This window comes from Roseofilum halophilum BLCC-M91 (assembly GCF_030068445.1).
In the GTDB taxonomy this organism is placed as follows: domain Bacteria; phylum Cyanobacteriota; class Cyanobacteriia; order Cyanobacteriales; family Desertifilaceae; genus Roseofilum; species Roseofilum halophilum.
In genome coordinates this window covers 25507-47900 of sequence record NZ_JAQPOK010000086.1, presented here as the reverse complement: position 1 = coordinate 47900, position 22394 = coordinate 25507, and the positions used below count along the sequence as shown (strand labels likewise).

At 38.6% G+C, this 22394-nt stretch carries 19 protein-coding genes and 2 pseudogenes; 1 reads left to right on the top strand and 20 read right to left on the bottom strand.

What is annotated here, in order from left to right; all coding sequences use genetic code 11:
* Positions 1-287 precede the first annotated feature (287 nt).
* The 5 genes and pseudogenes from PJF56_RS11325 to PJF56_RS11305 form a co-directional block, all read right to left on the bottom strand.
* A complete protein-coding gene (locus tag PJF56_RS11325; protein WP_283762777.1) occupies positions 288-899 on the bottom strand; it encodes a Uma2 family endonuclease in 612 nt (203 codons plus the stop codon).
* Between the two features lie 153 nt (positions 900-1052).
* Positions 1053-2738: a bicarbonate transporter BicA gene (gene bicA, locus PJF56_RS11320; RefSeq protein ID WP_283762776.1), complete on the bottom strand. Its 1686-nt coding sequence runs from the start codon at positions 2736-2738 to the stop codon at positions 1053-1055.
* A 364-nt stretch (positions 2739-3102) separates the two neighbouring features.
* Positions 3103-3687: pseudogene (locus PJF56_RS11315) on the bottom strand (glycosyltransferase family 4 protein); the annotation flags it as partial.
* A gap of 2 nt (positions 3688-3689) precedes the next feature.
* Positions 3690-3923 (bottom strand): annotated as a pseudogene (locus PJF56_RS11310) (glycosyltransferase); the annotation flags it as partial.
* Positions 3924-3965: 42 nt separating this feature from the next.
* Entirely contained in the window at positions 3966-4226 is a 261-nt protein-coding gene (locus tag PJF56_RS11305; RefSeq protein WP_283762774.1) for a hypothetical protein, read from the bottom strand.
* 71 nt (positions 4227-4297) lie between these two features.
* On the opposite strand from PJF56_RS11305, the gene PJF56_RS11300 reads away from it, so the two are divergent.
* Positions 4298-5119, top strand: a complete 822-nt coding sequence (locus PJF56_RS11300) for an FkbM family methyltransferase (RefSeq protein WP_283762773.1) — start codon at positions 4298-4300, stop codon at positions 5117-5119.
* 41 nt (positions 5120-5160) lie between these two features.
* Here the strand turns inward: PJF56_RS11300 and PJF56_RS11295 are convergent, their stop codons facing one another.
* From PJF56_RS11295 to PJF56_RS11225, 15 genes are all read right to left on the bottom strand, one after another.
* Positions 5161-6228, bottom strand: a complete 1068-nt coding sequence (locus tag PJF56_RS11295) for an NAD-dependent epimerase/dehydratase family protein (protein ID WP_283762772.1) — start codon at positions 6226-6228, stop codon at positions 5161-5163.
* A 95-nt stretch (positions 6229-6323) separates the two neighbouring features.
* Positions 6324-7637: a glycosyltransferase gene (locus PJF56_RS11290; RefSeq protein WP_283762771.1), complete on the bottom strand. Its 1314-nt coding sequence runs from the start codon at positions 7635-7637 to the stop codon at positions 6324-6326.
* Between the two features lie 61 nt (positions 7638-7698).
* Entirely contained in the window at positions 7699-9141 is a 1443-nt protein-coding gene (locus tag PJF56_RS11285; RefSeq protein ID WP_283762770.1) for an ArnT family glycosyltransferase, read from the bottom strand.
* A 122-nt stretch (positions 9142-9263) separates the two neighbouring features.
* Positions 9264-10805 (bottom strand): hypothetical protein, encoded by a 1542-nt coding sequence (locus PJF56_RS11280; RefSeq protein WP_283762769.1) that lies wholly within the window; start codon positions 10803-10805, stop codon positions 9264-9266.
* Between the two features lie 73 nt (positions 10806-10878).
* The gene (locus tag PJF56_RS11275) at positions 10879-11358 is read right to left on the bottom strand and encodes a GtrA family protein (protein WP_283762768.1); all 480 of its coding nucleotides are present in this window, start codon (positions 11356-11358) and stop codon (positions 10879-10881) included.
* 46 nt (positions 11359-11404) lie between these two features.
* On the bottom strand, positions 11405-12418 hold the full coding sequence (locus tag PJF56_RS11270; protein WP_283762767.1) for a glycosyltransferase: 1014 nt from the start codon (positions 12416-12418) through the stop codon (positions 11405-11407).
* Between the two features lie 4 nt (positions 12419-12422).
* Positions 12423-13685, bottom strand: coding sequence for a glycosyltransferase family 4 protein (locus PJF56_RS11265; protein ID WP_283762766.1), 1263 nt, complete (start codon positions 13683-13685; stop codon positions 12423-12425).
* Positions 13639-15057: a hypothetical protein gene (locus tag PJF56_RS11260; RefSeq protein ID WP_283762765.1), complete on the bottom strand. Its 1419-nt coding sequence runs from the start codon at positions 15055-15057 to the stop codon at positions 13639-13641. The genes PJF56_RS11265 and PJF56_RS11260 overlap by 47 nt, the downstream gene beginning before the upstream one ends.
* The gene (locus tag PJF56_RS11255; protein ID WP_283762764.1) at positions 15054-16283 is read right to left on the bottom strand and encodes a glycosyltransferase family 4 protein; all 1230 of its coding nucleotides are present in this window, start codon (positions 16281-16283) and stop codon (positions 15054-15056) included. The genes PJF56_RS11260 and PJF56_RS11255 overlap by 4 nt, the downstream gene beginning before the upstream one ends.
* A complete protein-coding gene (locus tag PJF56_RS11250) occupies positions 16276-17394 on the bottom strand; it encodes a glycosyltransferase (RefSeq protein ID WP_283762763.1) in 1119 nt (372 codons plus the stop codon). Before PJF56_RS11250 ends, PJF56_RS11255 begins: the two co-directional genes overlap by 8 nt.
* On the bottom strand, positions 17387-18385 hold the full coding sequence (locus PJF56_RS11245) for a glycosyltransferase family 2 protein (RefSeq protein ID WP_283762762.1): 999 nt from the start codon (positions 18383-18385) through the stop codon (positions 17387-17389). Before PJF56_RS11245 ends, PJF56_RS11250 begins: the two co-directional genes overlap by 8 nt.
* Before the next feature lie 49 nt (positions 18386-18434).
* Positions 18435-19304: a glycosyltransferase family 2 protein gene (locus PJF56_RS11240; protein WP_283762761.1), complete on the bottom strand. Its 870-nt coding sequence runs from the start codon at positions 19302-19304 to the stop codon at positions 18435-18437.
* Between the two features lie 17 nt (positions 19305-19321).
* Positions 19322-20263: a hypothetical protein gene (locus PJF56_RS11235; protein ID WP_283762760.1), complete on the bottom strand. Its 942-nt coding sequence runs from the start codon at positions 20261-20263 to the stop codon at positions 19322-19324.
* Positions 20256-21242, bottom strand: coding sequence for a glycosyltransferase family 4 protein (locus PJF56_RS11230; protein WP_283762759.1), 987 nt, complete (start codon positions 21240-21242; stop codon positions 20256-20258). The genes PJF56_RS11235 and PJF56_RS11230 overlap by 8 nt, the downstream gene beginning before the upstream one ends.
* Positions 21243-21498: 256 nt before the next feature.
* A complete protein-coding gene (locus PJF56_RS11225; RefSeq protein ID WP_283762758.1) occupies positions 21499-22362 on the bottom strand; it encodes an FkbM family methyltransferase in 864 nt (287 codons plus the stop codon).
* Positions 22363-22394: the final 32 nt, after the last annotated feature.

The window sequence follows — 22394 nt, the reverse complement described above, 5'->3', positions numbered from 1 at the left end:
TCCCTGCTACTTGTCTAATGGAGTTCTTTTCGATTAAATGAGCTTTGACTATTTTTTCTCGTAAATCTACTGAATATGCTTTCATTACCTCTTAATACCCATCAAATCTCTTCACCTTAGATTGTACCTCAATACAGCGCGAAGCGCTGTAATCCCCATTTTTCAGGCTTTTCATGGGAAGGCACTCAACCCTTAAAATTTCGATAACTGTACCTCATAACATCGAAAAGCGCTGTATACTATTGTATAGTCTTGCTAACATTTTGTATACTCAAAGCCTCTGTGTATCACCCCCAAACACGGCCCAAATCTAACACAAAACCTGGCAACACTTCTTCACCGGATAACTCAGCCGGGTTGGACAATACTTCTACCTCTAAACCCACTCGATAAACTTCCACTGTCCGATTTTTAGGATCGATTAACCAACCTAATCTTGCCCCATTGTCTATATACTCTTGCATTTTCTCTTGTAGGGACTTGAGTGTATCCGACTTTGAACGCAATTCCACCACAAAATCCGGGCAAATCTGGGGGAATGTTCCCCTTTGTTCCTCCGTCAGTCTATCCCAACGCTCTTGACTGATCCAAGCTGCATCGGGAGAGAGAATTGCACCATTGGGTAAAATAAATCCCGTCGAACAATCAAATCCTTCCCCCTGTTGATTCTCTTCATACCAGCGATGCAATTGTCCGATGATGCTAAAATTGGTTTTTCCAGTTTCCCAACCTGTGGGTGGATTCACAATCAACTCTCCTTGTGCAGTTCTTTCAAGTTGTAAGACTTTATTACTTACTGCTAGGGCGGCAAATTGTTCTTGAGTGACATAGAGTTTCAGGCTTTTGGGTAACTCCAGTGGTAGAGTGTCCGGATCTTCTAAGGTCAGTATCTGTCCCATGGCGATCGCTCCGATTGGGTTCTATTCAGCTATTTTAAGGCGATCAAGCTTGTTCTTTCAATTCTTGCCCTAACACAGGCCAACCCCTAGGATACCAACCCAGATCAGTTGTTCATTGTTCATTGTTCATTGTTCATTGCCAACCCCTAGGATTCAGCCAATCTGAGAGCCTTGTTTTTGCTGCACCATTTGTAACCCTTCCTTCAGTGCGGTTAGGCGATCGCCCATCCAGTGATGGCCAGGAATTAAACCAGCAATGCCGAGCTTTTCTAGCCGACGTTTCACCTTTCCGGTTGCCCCAACCACGATCACATCGCGTCCATCATCGATCGCCTCTTGAATCGCATTTTCAATCGCCAACGAAGAAGTCACACCCAGAATAGGCACTTCACTCAAATCCACAATCAACACATCATAATTACCAATCGCACCATGTTCTCTAGAAATTGCTTTCGCTACCCCAAAAATCATCGGCCCGCTCAAATGGAACAGCAAAACCCGACCATTGGCCTTATCTAAAATGACTTTTTCCTCCTCAGTCATTACGATTTGATCGTCGGCATCCGTAATCGCTTTCACTGACTGAGATTGCAGTTCATCCAGACGTTCAATGGTTAAAATATTGGCGATAAAAACTCCCACCGCTACCGCCACCATTAAATCCACAAATACCGTCAGCAGAACCACACTATAAACAATTCCGGCCGCCTTCCAAGAAATTTTGTGAACCCGTTTCAAGAAGCCCCAATCAATAATATCAATCCCCACTTTTAAGACAATTCCGGCTAACACAGCCAAGGGAATTCCTGAAGTTAAAGGAGCTGCCCATAAGACAACAATCAGTAAGGCTAAGGCGCGGCTAATTCCCGCTAAAGCCGTGCGTCCACCCGCTTGAATGCTGACCACAGTGGCTGTGGTTGCCCCAGAACCGGCAATTCCGCCGGATAAACCGGTAATTAAATTGGCGATCCCTTGACCGATTAACTCCTTATTGGATTTATGTTCCGTCCGGGTCAAACTGTCAGACACTAAACAAGTTAAGAGGCAATCAATGGAACCCACCATGCCTAAAACCATGGCATTGACAAACATTAACCGCAATGTGCCTGGGGTAAAGGTGGGCATGTGCAGTTGGGGCAAACCGGGGGTAATTTCTCCAATAGTGGCGATCGTGCGGATTTCTATATCTCGAAAGAAAAGCAAAGAAATGGCCGTGCCAATCACCAAAGCCACCAGTTGAGGCGGCATGAGTTTTTTCAGTTGTGTGGGATAAAAGAACAAAATCCCTAGAGTCATCCACCCTAAGAAGGTTTCCCAGGGACTGATATTAGTAATTAAATCAGGAAATGCCTTAATTACGCCAATCACTCCACCCGCAGGAGTTTCTTGACCGATAAAAGGGGAAATTTGCATAAAAATTAGAATCACGCCAATTCCGGTCATAAATCCCGAAATGACGTTATAAGGAAGCATTGTAATATACTTCCCTAATCTCAGGACACCGAAGAGAATTTGAAAGACTCCCGCCATCATCACCACAGTAAAGGCCATGGCTAAACCAGTTTCTGGACTATCTGGATTGTTGGCCATTAATTCAGCGATAACTGCCGTGATAATGACGGTCATCGGGCCGGTAGGTTCGGAGATCAGGCTAGGAGTGCCACCAAATAAAGAGGCGAAAAATCCAATCAGTATCGCCCCCCATAATCCGGCAGAAGCCCCAGCACCGGAGGCAATTCCGAAAGCCAGAGCCATGGGTAAGGCGACTACGGCGGCAGTGAGTCCCCCGAAAATATCTCCTTTGAGGTTTCGGAAGTGGATGGTATTGGTAATTTTCATGAACTGTTTTCCTTAATCAAAGTATGATGCTGAATGAATCGTCGCGATCGCCCTGAAACCGTCTAAGTTTGAGCATTCATTGAAGAGACTTACCACGTTTCACGGTGGACAAATTAGCTGCCACTGAGACTGAAAAACACTTACGAACACAGACATGATTAACTGTCGAGAATGGGTATGGTTTCAGATATCGTAACGATCAAGCTCAGTCGAGATCAGAAAACTCGCATCTTCTTGGTCACGATTTATACTTGAATAATAGATTGTTGTAGGCTACTCCGGCTTAAGCGGTTTAGCAACAGGAGGAGCAACTTGAAACTCTATCGTGGTCAAGTCTACCATATAAAAGAATTATTACGACAGATTATTTGAGAGTATTGAATAAACTATAAATGTGTTTTTGTAGCTCTTTCCGATATTGAGACCAAGTGAGTTGTTCCGCTTTTTTTCTCGCTGCTTTTCCCATCTGCGATAATTCTAGAGGATGGTCGTAACACCAGTCCAGTTTCTCTTGAAGAGCTTCAGTATCCCGAATGGGGACAATGAATCCTTCCACTCCATCCATAATGATATCAGGGCCCGCCGTATTAGGTGTGGTAATCACAGGAATACCACAGGCCATAGCTTCGAGTAGGACTAAGCCAAATCCCTCAACTAACGAGGGAAAGACAAAAACACTAGCAGAACTGTAATATTGATTCAGAGAATAGTGGGGAACGGGAGGAATATATCGAAACAGGTCTTGATATTGATCCAGCCAGCCAGAGGGAAATTCATTGATACCGATTAAGCATAATTCTGCATCGGATAAATTTAAGTTTTTCCAAGCTTTTAAAAGATAATGAATTCCTTTTCTAGGTTCTACACGCCCGACATAGAGAGCGCGGAAGCAACTATCTTTCTTGGGTTGGGGATGAAAATAATCTAGGGGAGCGCCATAGGGGATGACATTCCGTCTCCTTTACTGGGCATTGCGAAGACATCACATAGATTATAGTGGTCGCAGAGTTCTTCGTCAGGAATAAAGCCGGTTAGGGTAACGTGAGCGCTCAAATCGAGAGATTGGATCGCGTTTTCAATTCTGGGGCGATCAATGTTCCAGGCTTCGACTCCATGAGCGATCGTCCAGTAGGGAATGCCTTTCAACCGCTTCAGCCAGTATGCGACAGGTGTAAAATTCAAATGAGTTGTCATCACCCACTCTGGAGAATGCCAGAGTCCAGAGAGTCAAATCTGAGTGGCAAAAGCAGGGGTTCGCCAGGAGAGGGGAATCTTACCTGTAACATGGAAATCCGTTTGATACCAATGACCTAGATCGGGGGAAGATTGAGTATCATGTTTAACGTATACCTGATAGTGGCGATCGGGATACAAATTCTGTAAAACTTGTAGTAAAAAGGCAGAATAAACTTGAATGCCTCCCTTAAACCCAAACATATTGGGAAACCACAAATCACAACCCTTAGTTGTGTTAGACTTAGATATCAATGATTTACTCAAGTAACACTAATTTTCAAGACCATCAACTATTTTTGAAAAAGTATCCTTAAATTAACTACATGCAATTAATCTCCCTACCCTTTCCTTTAACTTGGTTACAACCCTTCGATTTTCCCTATAAACTAGGACTGTGCGAACAGCTTTTCGGGCATCAATTAACTCAACATGGTATTTGTTGGGTACAAACCGCTGCTGGTATTCCTTGGAAACTCGATTTAACTAACCCAGTACATCGATGGATTGCTTACGGAAAATATGAGGGGCCATCCTTTCTAAACTGGGCCCGCCAATTTCTTCCTCCTAACGGCATTATTGTAGATTCAGGTGCAAACATTGGTCAAATTCTCTTGTATATTGCTCAATATATACCAAAAGGGAAACTATTGGCGTTTGAACCAGGAGAAGAACAAGGAGACTGGCTAAAAGAATGTTTAGAAGTTAATCCCAGACTTCCCGTTGAATTAATCCGACAAGGTCTAGGCTCTACCACTACTCAATTATATCTTAAGACTCCAGAAGTTGACGGCGTTCATGGTTATTGGTCTCAAGTCTCAGAAACTGAAGGTAGTCCCATTGATATCGTATGCTTGCAAGATAAATTAGCCGAACGTCAAATTGAATATGTTGACTTGTGGAAGTTGGATGTAGAAGGCTATGAAATTCCTGCTCTTAAAGGAGCTACTAAACTCTTAGAAAAGCAAAAAATACGATCAATTTATGTAGAAATGGGCACTGAAAACCATCAATCTATTAGAAATTATTTATCCCAGTTTGGATATTCTTGCTATCTATTCGATCGCCAAGGCAAGCTTTTTAACCCTCTGAAAAGTCGTGACTTTCAATTTCCCATATGGACGAACGGACTCTTTTTACCCAATTAAATGTTATTTTTGAGCCTTTATATTTGTGCCAATGATCCAACTCAAGATAAGAAAGGCTCAAGCATAACATTATGTTGAGAAATCCACTGATAAATATCTTGCAAAGCTTCTTCTGAACTGATTTTAGGTTCCCATAGAGTTCTTTGGGTAACTTTAGTACAATTTGTAATAAACGCAGGAATATCACCTTGTCGTTCTTGCATAACAGGATTAATTGGTATAGATTTTCCTGTAATCATTTCACAGATTCTAGTTGTTTCAACTAAGGATAAAGTATTTCTCATTCCACCACCCACATTGAAAACTCCACCATCGAGTTCTCCAAACTGTTGTAGCTGAATATCAATTAGGCGGAGTAAATCATCTATATGCAATAGATCTCTAACTTGTTTACCTGTACCCCCATAGCCAATATAGTTTAGTGTTTTTCCAAAGTAATGAGCCGCAACCCAAAGCACAAAAACGCCTTGATCTACTTTTCCCATTTGCCAAGGCCCTGTAATGACTCCACACCTGTTGATAATGGCTTGAATACCATAAGCTTGTCTATATTCTTCAATCAACAATTCAGAACTGAGCTTGGTACTCCCATAAAGGGAACGGTAACCAACTAGAGAACATTCTTCTGAAATTCCCTTCGGGGAAATTCCAGGTATATTTTGATTAGGGGGAATACTAAAACGAGTTGGTAGCTCTTGTAGCTTAATGGATTTTAAAGTAGGAATTGGGTAAACACGACTGGTAGATAAAAATAATAAACGAGAATCAGTTTTTCTCGCTAACTCTAAAATATTAATTGTCCCTACTAAGTTTGTTTGAAGTACATATTGAGGAGACGAAAATCCTGCCAAGACAGATGGTTCAGCAGAACAATCAATTATCGTATCTACCTTGAGTACTTTGGGATCTAAATCAGATTCAGAACGAATATCACCATGAATAAACTGAATATCCATAGATCTTAATCTAGGAAGATTTAATTCAGAACCACGACGACGCAAGTTATCCAAACAAATAACTTTCCAACTTGGATAATTTTTTTTTAATCCAATAGATAGAGAACTTCCGATAAAGCCAGCTCCACCTAATATCAATATTTGATATGTCATGTACATTTAAACCTCATCGTTACTTTAATTGAGAAAAATACTATTTTCAAAAACATTTAGAAAAATCAAGCGTAATACAACAAAAGTCAAAGATCCTAATGTAAAATTTTAGAATTTTTTTTACGTATATAATCTCCTCTAGATAGTTGTTTTTCAAGAAACACATAAAGTACAATAAACAAGTAGCGACTGCCCATTTCCTTAATCTTTAACTTAGAAACTCCCGTTTTTCTATTTCTCCAAGTAATTGGAATTGTTGTGTAAGTATATCCTCTAGCAATCGCTTTTAAAGGCATCTCTACGGTCAAGTTAAAGTGATGAGATAATAAAGGAAAAATCCCTTCAATAACTTCTCTACGATAGGCTTTAAAAGCATTGGTAGTATCATTATAATCTAGTGAAAATAACATTTTCACAAAAAAGTTTGCCATCCGATTAACAATCAACTTATGAGTTGGATAATCAATAATTTGACTGCCTTTCATAAAACGAGATCCAAATACGCATTCATAACCTTCCTGAAGTTTATAATAATAGCTTATAATATCTTCTGGGTTATCTGAGCTATCTCCCATAACAATTACTACAGCATCACCTTGAAAATTTTCTAGACCACAACGCACTGCAAAACCAAACCCATTAGGGTAATAGTTATTCATATAACGAATTTTATGATTTTGCCTACTGATATGCTTTAATATTTCTTCTGTGCGATCGCGACTATTATCATTAACAACTAATATTTCATAATTAATGTTTTTAGTCTCTAGACGCTCACTTATAGATTGAAGAGTCTCTCCAATACTCCCTTCTTCATTGTAAGCGGGTATAACAATTGACAGTAAATCGACAAAAACACCTGTTTTCGTTAAATGTGATGAAGATGAAACTATTTTCTGAGTTTTTTGCCTTTCTAGTGCCAACGCAGGTTCTAATCCTTCTGGATACCCGAGGTCTAACTGTTTTGAATTATTGAGATAATCTGGCGATTGAGTTTTAAATTGAAATACAAACTTATCAGTAATTACATAGTTGATAGCAGCACTTAATAACACGCCAATTAGCGTATTTATTTGATAAGTAACTCCTAACCAGTCTAAAAGTGGGAATAGAAAAAATATTCTAGTAATGACAGCTAATCCTGCCGATAAATGATACAGGGGAATTTGCTTAAATAAAACTTCTCGGATCTTCCAACTTCCCCCAGGCCAAACCCAGATGCGATAGATGAAGAAACTAAGTAATAAAGAAAACTCAATTGATAGTGTGTTTGCCAGATTGCGAAGGAAAGGAGTATTAAATCCCAGTCGTTCAATCAGGATAAATATTAACAGCAAATTGACAGATGCTGCTACACCACCACCTAAGAGGAATTTAAATATACGCTTTTGTATTAGTTTTTTTAACATAATCAACACGGTTTAACTTTATAATTTAACAACAAGACATTATAGATTCATATTCAAGCTTCTAGTCAATTATAATAACATCATCTGGTTGACTAGGAATACTGTCAAAAGTGTAACCAAATAGCTCTACTCTAGGATAGTCTGGTAAGCCTTCAAGTGAATATCCTTTTGCCTTGGAGATTATCCACACTTCATCAGAATATTTTTCTGTAATTGATTGAGGATTAGCAATTCCTGTATAATATCTTGAAAAGTTCCAATCTATAGTATTGGGTGGTAAATTATAGTCGAAGATCAATCTTGCCCCCCATTCATCAATTAAATATTTTCTATGGGGATTTTCTTGGACAAACTGTCTAATTTGTCCGTAGCTATCTTCAGTTTTGGGAGTTTGTTTGCCTATGATGTTTATAATATTCCAACTTTGGTTAAGGGTAAAAATTATGATTGCTACAATAGTAAAGGTAATACGAGTTCTATGACTGGCTGGAATGGCAGATATAATTAATATAACCCCTAACCAGCAAAAGAAAGTGAAATTTTCAAATAAAGTTCTGTCATACAAAACCAAATTTAAAATTAAAGCAATTGTGATTGTCAATGTAATTAATACTGCCTTTGGTTGCCAGTAGTTCCTCTTGACTACAATGGTACAAACTAAAAAAATATAAAATATATATAGTGGAGCATCAGTAATTTCACGATAGCCATAAGTCAATACATTTATTAGATGACTTAGTTCTATTGAGTTTCTTCTCCAAGAAGCGTGCCAGGCTATGTCTGATATAAAGCGATAGAATTCAAAGTTTATGGAAGTCAAAAATAAAATAAAAACAAAAACCATTGAGGTTAACAATATGTATATTCTTTGGATGATATATTTACTATATTTAGATTTTATTGTGTTTTTCTTTCGCCAACTATTGTATGTAACTATAGCTATTGAAAAAGGAAGAGCATAGACCATACTAACTATTGAAGATAATATAGAGAAGCCCAAAAAAGAAAATCCAAAAAAGTACCTACATTTAATGTCTTTAGTTAGTAGCCACAAACCTATTGCTAAGTATGCCATGGAAAGAGCATCTTGACGCAATCCAGCTATGCTCATCCAAGTGGCAAAACATATCGTTGTACAAATAGCTGTAATTGGATGAAAACCATAATTTTTTAAAATCAATGCTGTGAATATTGAAAATATAAAATAGCAAAAACATTGAAATAAAAGCAAGCTTTGAGTACTTATTCCAAAAATTTTCAGCCACCCTGCCAAAGTGATGGAATGAAATGGAGGTTGAACATAAAATCTATCGACTACAGGCTCTGCCCACTCAATAATGTATGGATTAAAAAACTCGCCATTTTTCGCAACATTAATGGCTGCTCCTATAAAAAATAGATCGTCAATATGGGGGAGAGGATAGCCCAAATAATAATAAAATAGCCAGAAAGAAGTAATTAGGATAATTGCAATAGTATAAGAATGCTTTTTGATTATTTTCATGTGATTCATGGGATTGATGAGGAGTTGGAGATATAATAATACAAATGTACCTCAAAAAAGAAACGGCAAAGATACATTCTAATTGGCTTCAGAATTTGAATAAATAGAGGTGTCCATAATTTTTACTCTTCTTCTACAATTCTCTCAAAAATGTAAGCCCGAAGAGGATTTTGAGGAAACTTAATAGTGTGTCCTAATAAACTCAGCTCCGGTATTACCACCTCCTCATCAGTTACGTTCCTAAAACCAGAAAGGCTGCTAGTATCGCCGAAATATAAAGTGATTTCAGAAACAACTATGATGTCAGGGATCAACGGTTTCAGTGGCATAGCTTCATTCTTGAAAAGTAAATCGAGAGTTTTAGGCGATGTCGCGTCATAGTAACTTTTCCATGAATTTGTATGAAAAATTTCGTAATTGATGGTCTTTCCTTCTCTATATAAAATCGGAAAAAGATGGCTATCAATTGCTGCGATTTTATCAGGCTGTATATCTACTAAGATAGATTCTAACATTGAATAGGCTTCTGAGGAATCGCTGGCTAGTAAAAGAAATTCATCTTTTTCATAGTAAAAGTTAATCATAGTGAATGCAACTAGAAGCCCTATTGCTATAAAGCGGATTGGCTTACGAAATGATGCTAATACACCCTGAAAAACAGGACGGGCAATAAAACTAAAATGATACATCATCATCAGAGGTCCTTTACTTAGAAAAAACCAGGTTGTAAATCCAGTTAGATAAGACAGTGAAACTTGCACCAAAGGGCTACTTAATGAACAACGATACCAATATAACGTAAATCCTAGAGGAATAAGTATCATAAACCCTAAAGGCACTATAATGAACGCCAAACTGTATAGTAGAGGAGGCAAAACAATTTGATTTAGATTTTGGCCTCGATTTGCCAAATTAACCATAAACTGTTCCGGACCAAATATCCAAGCATTTTGCCAGGTAAAGACAAAACCCCAGATACTTAGAATTGTTAATGTCATGATACTAATCAAAATTATTACTCCCTTAAATCTTTGAGATAAACGCAAGTGGGGAGAAACAAGATAAAAAGTAATGACTGTTGCAGCAGAACTAATGCCAAAAGGTAGCGAGACCAAAATGGCCAATCCCATCAGAATGGCGCTGTAAATCATTCTAGGGAGCTTAAACTGGTGAGGAACTATTATCCAAGCCAATGTACTTATAAATAGTGCAGTTACATCAGGCCGTCCGTGATTAAACATCGGAAAAGCAGAAATCAAGACTAATGAAGTAGCTAGTTTTGTGCAATTAAATCGTTTTCGCATCAGTATCCATAGCGCACATAAATATAGCATATGAATGAGATTTGTATAGGCAAGCAGAGAGCGGATACTAAATCCAAAGAGTTTGATCCAACCAGCTACTATTAGAGCGTAACCAGGTGGATAGAAATAAATACCCTTTGCATAGGTAATATCTAGATGCTGAGAACCTGGGCCAGAAAGAATGCCATGTCTAGCAAGCATCAAAGCTGGTTCAGTATAAAAATTTAGATCAATGTGAGCAATCGGTAAATATTTCCACCATAAGAATAAGTGAATGATGGCAAGTATCACAATAACTGCAATCGCTTCTAGAATTTCCAATTTGTTTTGGTTACTGTTTTGAGTCATTTGTGTTTTCATTTGCTATTACAAATACTTGATATGATAGATTTCCAGTTTTGATCCTAATTTTCCCATTTCATGTCCTCTGGAATTACTTGAATACTATTTTCTTATTTAAGATGTACGTTATGAAAGAGACCAAGAAGCTGGAAAAAGCAAAAGCTAGGGTTTTAGCGTTGCCAAGATCGAATGGGAACACTGTCATCAAGCTTACTAACATTACCGAGAACAGGATAGCTAAAATCATTCCTGTTGATTGATTGATAAAAAATAATCCTAACTGCTTTAGTTCTTGGGTTACAGATAGCTGATTGCGATTGGGAAATGTAATTTTTTTATGGGCTATAAAACTCACTAAAATTCCAATACAAGACGACAGTAGCATAGACACAATATAAGCAAATCCACCTTGACGATCGAGACTTAAACCAAGAATATGCCGTAGTCCAATTGTAAAGAGTGTATTAAAGACACCGACCAAAAAATAAATGGGGTAGTTAGAGAAGTGAGAAATCAACCTATTAGTTTTTCGGCTATATGCAGAAGGGCTATATATATATTTCCGGGTCATATTTTCATTCCTCTATTTCCATAACTTAAAAAACGAGCCAATTCAGTTACTTCTTTGAAATCAGAGTGGAGAACTTTAGTACAAAATACTTATAATCACGGTTAGGGACAAAGTTAAAATTATTTCTACTTGACAAAACCAAAATACTCAAAATCAAAGAAAACATTACTGCCTGCATGAGAATAATAAAAAATATGCCTACCATAGATGAAGCCCATCCAGGAATTGCAAGGTTAGTTCCTAAGCGCATGAAGACAATTATAGCAATCGCCATCATGCTAGACAAGGTAATTGCTGAAGTCGAAATTAATAGTCTTGTACCAACAACTTCAGCATATACTGAAATTGAACTTAATCCATGGGTAACTAATGAAACTATATTCATTTGAGGTTTGCCTGCCAAACGGTGACCTCGAGTCGTATATATTTCTGCATACGGGATTCTAGATTTTAAGACTCCAGAAGCGTAATGATTCCAAATTTCAGAAACAACAACAAGTCGAGACAATATTTTCCGAGGAATAATACTGAAGTTGCCAAATTGAATCCGTTGACCGGTTAACATTCTATATAATAGCTTATAGACTCCATAAAAGAATTTAAAAGACTGCTGTTCGGAACGTTTGCTACGACGAGCAAATATAATTTTTTTATGTTCTTCTGCTTCATATTTGTCAATTAATCTTGCAATGTCCTTTGGATCGTCTTCTCCATCACCATCCATAATTAAAACAGCTTGACAGGGTAAGTGTTCTTCAACGTAGGCTAAACCGATCGCAATCGCCCTTTGGTGTCCCATATTACGACGAAGCTCTAAAAGATAGATGTTATTAATATAATCAAATGCTTCAGAATTCATATTATCTGGAAATCCTGAGACAGAAGCATCATCAACAACAACAATATCCATATTCTTATGATCTGGGTACAAATCCACCAAAGTGCGATCAATATAGTGGATCAATAGTCTTAATGCTTCCCAATCATTAAAAACTGGAATCAGGATCGCAATCGGATAAGATGTTAGGGTTTTGGTATAGGGTGGAAACTGGGTCTTCATAAGATTATTGTAAATTATTGAATAAACTATTAATTTGTTTTCGTAGCTCTTGCCGATATTTAGACCAGGTGAGTTGTTCGGCTTTTTTTCTGGCTGCTTTTCCCATCTGAGATAATTCTAGAGGATGATGATAACACCAGTCTAATTTGTCTTGAATCGCTTCAGTATCGCGAATGGGGACAATAAACCCTTCTACACCATCCGTAATGATATCAGGGCCTGCTGTATTGGGTGTTGTAATTACAGGTATACCACAAGCCATCGCTTCTAGTATAACTAAGCCAAATCCATCCACTAGAGATGGGAAAACGAATACATCTGCACTATTGTAATATTCCTGTAATTGGGTATGGGGAATGGATGGAATATAACGAAAGAGATCGCTATAGCGATCGAGCCAGCCTTCTGGAAACTCGTTAATACCCACTAACCATAGTTCTGCTGAGGAAAGTTTGAGGCATTTCCATGCTTGTAATAGATAATGAATTCCTTTTCGAGGTTCTAGACGACCAACATATAAAGCACGAAATCCTGAGTGAGTTTTAGGCTGGGGATAGAAATATTCTAAAGGCGCTCCGTAAGGAATAACGCTGATTTTTGAGGAGTCTATACCAAAATCAACTAATGAACGTCGTGTAACAGAAGATGCGACAAAAATATGGTCGGCAAGTTGTACTTCTTTTTCTTTACGTTCTAACTTCCAAGCCGGTTCTTTTGCTGCTTGTAATGCAGAGGCAAGTTCAGGAAAACGTTGTGCTTCCTCTAGTTGAATTTTCCGACTCATACGATAGAAGAGAATGGGTAAATCATAGAGACAGAGAATCCCCTGTTGTTTAGCAACTTCAAAGGTCTTTGCAGCACCATCTTCATAAGCATAGATTGCATTAAGTCCCTCTAGGTGATCTCCAGCAACGTGAAGATCGAGTGAGCAATAAATCCAGTCTGTTAATCTTTGATTATTAATTCTAAAATATCGAGGTATACCCGTTTTGACTAAAGCAATGCGGATCAATTCTTTCCAGGGATGATTGCGGATACTGATAGAAGAATCCGGGGGAACCCAAGTACGTCGTCCCAGTTCTTTTGTAACAATTTTTCTGAGATTGATTGGCAGTTTATGAAAATAATTCGAGAGTTCTGAATTTGGATTATAGGCAATAGTGGTAATTATTTCTTTGAGAAAACCTGCTTCTACTAGAGCTTGTGCTGCTTGACGGGAATTAGGATTCCCGGTAGGGTGAACTAGGGATATATGCATCTTGGTCATATAAATATAAAAGTTGCTGTTGTTGTAACTGCTCTGATGCTTCTATCTGGGGAAGCAGGTAAAGAAACCCACTCAAAAAACCATAGTATACAGAGAAGGTGATGTGAAAAACATGCTGATTGGGAAACCAAATTAAATGAATTAGAAATGCTGCTAGGGCTAAATTTTTTAAAAAAGGTCGTTTAAGTTTCCAGATGAGTTGAAACAGAGCAATCAGAATAGCTAGTTTTAATCCATACCATAAGAGAAAACCTATGGGCCCAATCTCCAACAAGATGCGACCCATTTCCGATTCGTATCCAACAGGAATGGGTTCACCTCCAGGTAATCCTAAAACACTGCGTAGGACACCAGTAGCTTGATGAGTTGCTCCTGATCCAAATCCATCCCAACCTTTAATTCCAATGTTATGAAACGGTTCTGTAAACAGAAGTTTAATACGAAGAGCCACATCTTTACTAAATAGTATTCTATCCAATATCGTGTTTATTTTATCAGCAAAAACAATTGATGCTGAAACGAAAGCCAAAATAATAGGAGGTAAAAACAATTGGATTAAACGCATGGTTTTTGCAAATTGTGTGACAATTTTCAGTCCAAAATATCCTATAATAAATAATAGACCAGCAAGAATAATAGTACGAGAACCCGTCATGAAAGAGTTGGCAATAAGTAGAATCGCTTGCAAGATAGAAATATTCCGATCTTTTTGAGATTGTTCCGTTTCTAAGATGGGAATGATAAATCCACAACATACTAGAAGATAAGCAACATAGGTATTAACGAAAGAAAAAGCTCCTGTAATTCTAACTGCACCACTGACTCCAAATCTCGCAACTCCACCTACTTGCTCTAATCCTGGTGCATATTGATTTAGAGGACTGGAAGCAGGGCTGACAAATTGTACAATTCCTAGAATACCGACTGGGATAAAAATGACAAGTTGAGTTTTAATAAATGTAAAGAGTTCTTCTTCTGTACGAAAGAGATTGGGTAACATCCACATTAAGGGGATATAGAAAAAGTAGTTTTTAATTCCCCATATTCCTACTATCGGAGACCCTAAGCTAGGATTAAGACCTTGGAAACAACACCAAGAAAAAGCTAAAAATAGCAAGATGTTGATAATGGGTGTTTTGGCTTTTGGAAATTTATTTTGGCTTTTGGAAAGAATATAATACTGAAAGTAAGCTCCAAATAAGACCATATCTTTCAGAAAGTATATGATTTCGCTGGCTTGAGGAAGAATCCATTTCCGTAATACACCTTCAAAAACAACTAGGAAGAAAACGGTTTTGACAGAACGCCGCCAGTCCAAACATGAAATATAAGAAATGACAGTGGCAACAATTAGAGCGATTAGGAGTTTCATCGATTGAAAGGAAGTGAAGGCGGTACAACAACTGCTTCTACAGCTTTTACTAAACTCTCAACATGCTGTTGAGGAGACCAAGTTCTAATTCTTTCTCTGGCGGCTTTTCCCATGATTTGGAGCTGTTTGGGGTTTCCGAGTAAGGTTTGGAAAAGGGTAGCAAGAGCATCAATATTACCACAAGGATAAGTAAAACCGGTTACACCTTCTTCGACCAGATCGTATCCTGCACCAATGCGATCGCTAACGACGACAGGAATACCACAAATCATGGCTTCATTGACAGGCAATCCATAGGGTTCGTATTCTGAGGAGAATGCTAACACATTACTGGAGGCATATAGGGATGGCAGTCGAGAATACTGAACCAAGCCTGTAAACCGGATTTTGGATTCAATACCCAAGTGCTGTGCTTGAGAGGTAAGATCGGCTTTGAGAGGGCCATCTCCAATCATTACTAGATAAGTGTTGGGGACATTGGCTTTAGCAAAGGCTTCTATCACATCCTGGGGTCGTTTTCGAGGAATAAATTTGGCGCAAAAGACAGCTATGACTGCATCTTCTGGAATATCTAATTCTGCTCGAACTTGTTGGCGTGAAGTTTGTTTAGCGATTTCAGCAATATAATCGTTATCGACTACATAGGGAGTTAAGAAAATCCGAGACTCTGGCACTCCCAGAGAGTGGGTGAAGGTTTTAGATGCACTGGAAAGGACGAGTACAGCATCAGCGATGTGATTATAGAGGTAGGGGAGGGCTTTTTTCTTAATCGGAATTTTCCAATTTCCCCCTATTCCATCTGGGGGATCGAGATAGGTTGCATCTGTGGATAGGAGCAAGGGTTTTCTGGCTATTTTAGCAGCCGCGATCGCCAACCAAAAGCTGATATAAGCATAACCATAAACTAGACAAACGTCACATTTTTGCACCAACTTAATTAAACCTGGATTGATTAAACCAAAGGTTTTATTTAAGCTAGGGACTGGGGAGCGATTGGGAACATAAGACCAAGGGTATCCTTCCAGCAAAGGAATATCAAACAGCACTTTGGTCAGATATTCGGGATTCTGCTTTAGGGAGCTGGCTTGGATTTTGCTGTCGTTAGGTAGACTACAGTAAGCTACCAATATTTCTAGCTTGGGATGTTTCGCCATCAACCTGAGAGAAGCTGGATTTTGGATCGGTTGAGAGGAAACTAGAAGGAGACGATATTTACGTTCACTCATTGGTGAGTTCTTCAATAAAGCGTTTTGCAATCATATCCCACGAGAAGTACTTCTGATAAGCTTCTATATTACGGTGGTGAAGATCTAACCAGAGTTGGTCGTCTTTGAGGACTCGGATTAAGTTCTCAGCCAGAGCTTCATAGTCCCCCTGGGGAACCAGAAGCACTCCAGCTTCTGGGATCGGATGAGCCGTTTCTTTACCTTCATAAGCAACAATGGGAATTCCGCAGGCGATCGCGGCGATCGCGGTTGTTTTCCGAGAGCAAATTTCCCCCCGTACAAATAACATCACGTCTGCTCCCATCAGAGCTTGAGTAATTTTTTCTGGATCTAGTAACCCTAACACAGAAATTTCCACGTTAGCTTCTTTTAGGGATTCTCTAAGGTCTGTTTCAGCATCTTTTGAGCCTCTTCCTAAAGTAACGAGACGCAATGAGTCAATGTGTTTAGCGGTTTGGGATATTGCCGAGGCGATCGCCTCTACTTCATCTCGAGTAATTTCTACACTGGTCATCCCAAATACCGCCACCGTCTTGGTCTCCCTTTGAGAAGGTGCTTTCTTGGACTTGACTGCCATTAAGTCTGGTTCCGGCATATTGGAACCCACGGGAATAAATGTTGCTGGAGATGAGGCAATGGGGAGCCAGGTTAATTGCTCTAGTTTGACATTAAAAATCGAGTGATCGGCTAATTTCATGGCTGTGCGAATTGTCCATAGTTGTACCGATCGCCGGATTTTGTATTTGAGCTGTTCTCCAGGATACCCTTGAACTTCATGAAACATGATTGCGGTTTTCACTCTTCTGATTTTGAGCAATCTCACCACAACCACAAACATGACGGGTAATGCTAAGGTTGACCAAGCCGATGTGGTAAATTGGGCAATCACCCAGCGATCGCGCCATTGTTCACTTTCTGTCCACAGCCATTGCAGTGCTTTGAACCATCCCCATTCTTGCCACTGCATGGAGATGCGATCGCACTCAACCCCTCTTTGCAGCAAAGTTTGCTCTAGTTTTTCTGTATAGTCAAACACGCCATCAGCCATGGCTTGTTGCTGGCCAAGTAGTATTATGATGTGGTGGTTTTGGCGATCGCTCTGATTATCCATGACGCGAAAGTTTAGATTTTAGGTTTCTCAGTCCATTAATCATCGGGGTTGGTAAAGTCCGATTCAGAACATTATAAGTTTGCATCAGTTTCCACATCTGTGGATCTCGGCTAAAGTTTTGCCATAGATATTTCCATATATCTATAGTATCATTAACCGTCTTTTCTCCAAGCTGTTCTTTAATAGAGGCGATTGACACTTTCGTTTTCAAGGTATACAGGGCAACGATTTCTGGATCGAAAGCTTCTGCTTCTAACGTCTGCAATACAGCCTCCATACTCAATTGACTCCGTTTGAGTTTGGCGATCGCCTTTTCAGATTGCGATTTGCCAACAGAAAAATTATGTCCATGAATCCGCCAAACAGAAAGAGGTTCATTAATGAAATAGCAATATTTATCCTCAAGAGCAAACAGAACTAAATGTTCATCAATATACATATCCACAGACCGAGGAATCGGCATTTGTTTCGCAATTTCGGTACGAGTGGCAAAGGTTGACCCTCCACCAAACAAGATTTGATGCCGGTAGAAATATCTTAGCACCTCTTTACCACTCAGTTTTGTATTTTTTATCCAGTCTGGAATTGGCTCAATTTCTTTTTTGTCGTTATTAACATCCCAGTAAATGGCAGGATGGGAAACATGGACAAGATCGCGATCCGATTCAAAGCAATTCACTACTTTTTCCAGTTTTTCGGGTAGAAATAAATCGTCAGCATCTAAGTTAAACAGATATTTTCCCGTGGCGCGATCGATACCTACCTTAGTGGCTTTTGCTTTACCACTATTATTTTGCTGGATATAGATGAGATCGTTTTGGTAAGCTCTGATTCTATCTGCCGTATCATCAGTTGACCCATCATCGACTACAATAATTTCTAATTCTTCTTTAGAGAGACTCGATGAGAAAACACTATCAATAGCTTCACTAATAAATAGACCATAATTATAGGTAGGGATAATAATACTAACTAAGGGTGACTTTTTCATTCTTTTTCATTAGTTCTGAGAACAGGCATAGATTCATTGGTATGTTGCCCTAAATTATCCGATCGTATTTTTTTAATCGAAATAGCTCCCCATAATATTGTCCTTCTTTCAAAGTTGTCCAAAAATCCCAAATATTAAAATTATCTTGCTCTCGTTTAAACGACCCAATTACAGATAAACTGAAGAAATAACTAAGACATTCCAGAGATTTACATAGGTGTTTTTGGTAAACAGCATAGGTTAAATATGAACCAATAAAGGAACTATTTTTCACTATTTTACTATTATGAGAAACCCCACCAGCATGAATAACATAGGTTTTTGGCGAATACCGAATCCGATACCCCAAGGCTTGTAAACGAGCGCCAAATTCCAATTCACCAGCATACTGATATTTTTCTATAAATTTATGTTTATCAATGATAGATTTAGGATAAATAGCTGAACCATCACTGATCGCAAAGCATCGATCGAAGTTAACAATCGGCTTGCGGAATCCACGAGGTTGTACTTCTCCAGGCAATTGAATTTGAGAGGACTCAGTTGGGGAAGTGCTATATTCTCCAATAAGCCAAACACTGCTAGGGTCAGTCTCTACTACTTCTTGAACGGTTTTGAAGTGGTCTTCTGGAAATTGATGATCGTCATCCATTGTCCGAATATGTGTTCCCGTACAAGCAGCATGGGCACAGTTCCGATTCGCTTGTAGACCGCGACGAGGGCCGCGAATATATTGACAGTCCCATGTTTTGGCGATCACCTCGGTTGGCTCCATAAATTCATCATCTGAGTCATCAGAAACAACAATCTCATAGGGTTGGAGACTCTGCGATCGCACACTTGCCAAACAACGATCCAGTGAGTCTGGCCGGTTGCGAGTAATTAAAGCGACGCTGATCTTAACTTCTTCAGTAGACATTACACTCTCAACCCCAGTTATCCTCTAGTATCACTTTTCCAACTTAAAGTTTTCATGGCCAGAGAATATTTTGTATCCCAGTGCTGCACTTCAAGAAATTGTAGATTACAAGGATGGGGTTTATATAACGAAAAACATTCAAACAAGCAACAAGTTGCAGCACTTTCTAATGGCCCTACCATTATATCTTTTTCTTTCCAAAAACGACCAGATTTTCTCCAGATCTTAAGCTGCTCCTTAGACAAACAGTACAAACCGGCATGGGGATTTCCAAATTCACAGAACTTCAATTCTCCTATTTCCAGAATTGACAACTTATTCCAGTTCATAAAAGCAGTGTTGTCCGATGGATCGTAACTAAAATCAATATAAGTTTTCTTGCCTTCTAGCATTTCATATCTGTGGGGAAGCAAAATCTTTTTAAGACTACCACTATTGGCATTAAAGCATTGTATTTTATTGAGAAAAGTACTATCATAGATAATAATATCATCTTCCAGATATAAAAACCAATCAAATTGCTCTTCTCTCTTAATAAATTCATCCTGAGATCTAAATCCCACCAGCATGGGATCTATCTCTACTTGCTCAATAACTTCAATCTTGTTTTTTTGGTAATCTGGAAGAAATTGAGTAATATGTCGATCGGTAATAGTATTGATCAGAATTTTTAATTCACAACCAGAAAAACTTCTGAATATTCCTTCTATGGTTTGAGTCAGTTTATCTGTTTTTTCTTTACCTTTCTCTGCACATTTAGATTCCTCCGTAGAAGTCACATGAGTTATAGCAACCAATAACTTGGGTTTTTCAAGGTTCACAAAATCATAATCAGATAAAAAATTAGTCACTCTCCATTTCTGGTAAAACAACCGTAGCTGTATTTGACTCCAAATGTATTGGAAAAACTCCAATAAAATTCCCACTGTATAATAACCAAAATTTATAACTTTATTCATAATCTGTTTGTGATTGATTAATATTTTTTTTCTTGTGTTTCTGGGTTGAAATCAGAGTTTTACCATAAGCTTCTATATGTTTTTTAGCTATTTCATGCCAATCAAATGTTTGGGCTACTTGAATACAACTGCGAGAAAGCTGAGTATATTGACTTTCCTCTAGTTTTAACAATTGGATTAACCGATTGGAAAATCCCTCCACATCACCCACAGGAACCATTAACGTTTTGTCTACTGGACGTAACATTTCTCGTGGCCCGGGAATATCATAAGCTACGATTGGTAATCCAGAGGCTAACTTTTCGAGAACTCCCAACCCAAAGCCTTCCATATAACTAGGAAAAGCCCCCAATGTGACTTCTGAAAGCAGTCCTGGAAGGCGATCGCTCTCATAACTAGGGACAATTTCCAGTCCTTCACTAGCTTGTAAATTGAGATCTTCCAGGATCTGCTCAGAACTGAGGCCAGTTCCCAGAAATAGAAATTTTACCTCTGGAACTTGCGATCGGGTACGTTGAATTATTTCTGCCCAGTCACCCGCTCCTTTGCGTAGACACCAATATCCAATGAAGGCAACGGTGTGTCTAGATTGTCTAATGAGAGCAGGAGCGATCGCCTCAGCAAAAGCTTGCTGTCTTTTCCGGGACAGCCCATGGGGAAAAAATACACTTTTGTTACCTAAACCAAGATGCTCATCTGCATATGCTAACTCATCTGAATTAGGCAATAAAATAAGATCGCTAACTTCTAAACTCTTCCAATAATAAGGACGCTCTTTTCGGCGTTTAATTTGATGCCAGGAATGACGAAGAGAGTCTATTAATGTTCTTTTTTTGTTTTGTTGCGGCCATTTTACTTTTTCCAACTTCAAATATTCTTCTAGTAAAGGGTATAAGCCTGCTGAACGAACAACCAATGCTCCTTTAAAACCTAATTCCTCTTTAGAAAAAGGAATATTGCCTTGGTGGGCATCAATCATATCAAATCGATGAGAATTATCCTTGATAAAATTCCTTGCTTTCAGGGCAAAAGAAGGTTGAGTTAACCGAGATAATCTTGATGATTGTCGATCGGGAAAAGCATCATTATATCCAAAAAATTCGACTTGGTGACCTAAGAGTTTAAATTCATCAGCTAACTCAATTTGTACTCTGGGCCCACCCAAATTTCGATCCCAAGGCATATGACTGACCATCAGGATGTTAAGAGATTTGCTTATTTGATTATCCTCTTCCTTAAGCTGCTGGAAGTTCATATCCTACTATGCCTCCAGACATAATTCGACGGTATCCAAGACGTTCCAGAAATAGGATTATTTCTTTCTCTGCTTCCACATTACCTAAATATTCTGAACCGGCTGCGCTTTCCCAAAAAACAGTCTTAATTTTCTTTGCCTCAAATAAGGGTTTACAGTTATTAAGAATTTTTACATCGTAACCTTCAGCATCTACTTTTAAAACTTCTATGCGATCTTCATTATACTTTTCCAGGAGTGGGGTCAGCGCGATCATCGGAACTTCTCGCATCTTTCCCGATCCATCATCAGGTACAACCCGACTCACCATGGTCGGATCTCCACAAGTATCTAGCAACGCCTTTCCCTGATAATCTCCTACACAACCCTTGAAGATTTTATATCTAGATTCATAAGGACTTAAATTCTGTTCCAGTAACTCAATATACTCTGTAACTGGTTCTACTGCAATTACACGGCTATTATTTTTTTGTAACCACAAAATTGAATAATAACCAAAATTTGCTCCAATATCAACCAGCAATCCACTATAATTAGAATTTAGTATTTTTTGAGTTAAATCATCTTCAAAATACCCACATAGCGAAAAAAAACGACTTCCCAGACATTTGGGGTTGACATTGACTTGTACATTAGGAAAATCACGCAGGACTCCAGACTCCCATTTCGACTCTGATGTACTGTCCAAGGTAAACTCATTTAGACACACCCAAGTAATTGGAAAGGCATACTTAGTCGGCAAACGACGTAGCCAATATTTCATCAACTCTAAGGCTTGGTCATCACCCATTACTTTGTTTAAAGTTTGGAGAAGTATTTGAGCAATTTTTTGTTTAATATTCATAGGATCTTTATTTTACTTAAATCTTTTCAACT

Excerpts from the sequence above, each read along its gene's own strand:
- PJF56_RS11325 (WP_283762777.1), bottom strand. The coding sequence starts at position 899 with ATGGGACAGATACTGACCTTAGAAGATCCGGACACTCTACCACTGGAG.
- bicA (WP_283762776.1), bottom strand. The coding sequence starts at position 2,738 with ATGAAAATTACCAATACCATCCACTTCCGAAACCTCAAAGGAGATATT.
- PJF56_RS11300 (WP_283762773.1), top strand. The coding sequence starts at position 4,298 with ATGCAATTAATCTCCCTACCCTTTCCTTTAACTTGGTTACAACCCTTC.
- PJF56_RS11295 (WP_283762772.1), bottom strand. The coding sequence starts at position 6,228 with ATGACATATCAAATATTGATATTAGGTGGAGCTGGCTTTATCGGAAGT.
- PJF56_RS11290 (WP_283762771.1), bottom strand. The coding sequence starts at position 7,637 with ATGTTAAAAAAACTAATACAAAAGCGTATATTTAAATTCCTCTTAGGT.
- PJF56_RS11285 (WP_283762770.1), bottom strand. The coding sequence starts at position 9,141 with ATGAAAATAATCAAAAAGCATTCTTATACTATTGCAATTATCCTAATT.
- PJF56_RS11280 (WP_283762769.1), bottom strand. The coding sequence starts at position 10,805 with ATGAAAACACAAATGACTCAAAACAGTAACCAAAACAAATTGGAAATT.
- PJF56_RS11275 (WP_283762768.1), bottom strand. The coding sequence starts at position 11,358 with ATGACCCGGAAATATATATATAGCCCTTCTGCATATAGCCGAAAAACT.
- PJF56_RS11270 (WP_283762767.1), bottom strand. The coding sequence starts at position 12,418 with ATGAAGACCCAGTTTCCACCCTATACCAAAACCCTAACATCTTATCCG.
- PJF56_RS11265 (WP_283762766.1), bottom strand. The coding sequence starts at position 13,685 with ATGACCAAGATGCATATATCCCTAGTTCACCCTACCGGGAATCCTAAT.
- PJF56_RS11260 (WP_283762765.1), bottom strand. The coding sequence starts at position 15,057 with ATGAAACTCCTAATCGCTCTAATTGTTGCCACTGTCATTTCTTATATT.
- PJF56_RS11255 (WP_283762764.1), bottom strand. The coding sequence starts at position 16,283 with ATGAGTGAACGTAAATATCGTCTCCTTCTAGTTTCCTCTCAACCGATC.
- PJF56_RS11250 (WP_283762763.1), bottom strand. The coding sequence starts at position 17,394 with ATGGATAATCAGAGCGATCGCCAAAACCACCACATCATAATACTACTT.
- PJF56_RS11245 (WP_283762762.1), bottom strand. The coding sequence starts at position 18,385 with ATGAAAAAGTCACCCTTAGTTAGTATTATTATCCCTACCTATAATTAT.
- PJF56_RS11240 (WP_283762761.1), bottom strand. The coding sequence starts at position 19,304 with ATGTCTACTGAAGAAGTTAAGATCAGCGTCGCTTTAATTACTCGCAAC.
- PJF56_RS11235 (WP_283762760.1), bottom strand. The coding sequence starts at position 20,263 with ATGAATAAAGTTATAAATTTTGGTTATTATACAGTGGGAATTTTATTG.
- PJF56_RS11230 (WP_283762759.1), bottom strand. The coding sequence starts at position 21,242 with ATGATTGATGCCCACCAAGGCAATATTCCTTTTTCTAAAGAGGAATTA.
- PJF56_RS11225 (WP_283762758.1), bottom strand. The coding sequence starts at position 22,362 with ATGAATATTAAACAAAAAATTGCTCAAATACTTCTCCAAACTTTAAAC.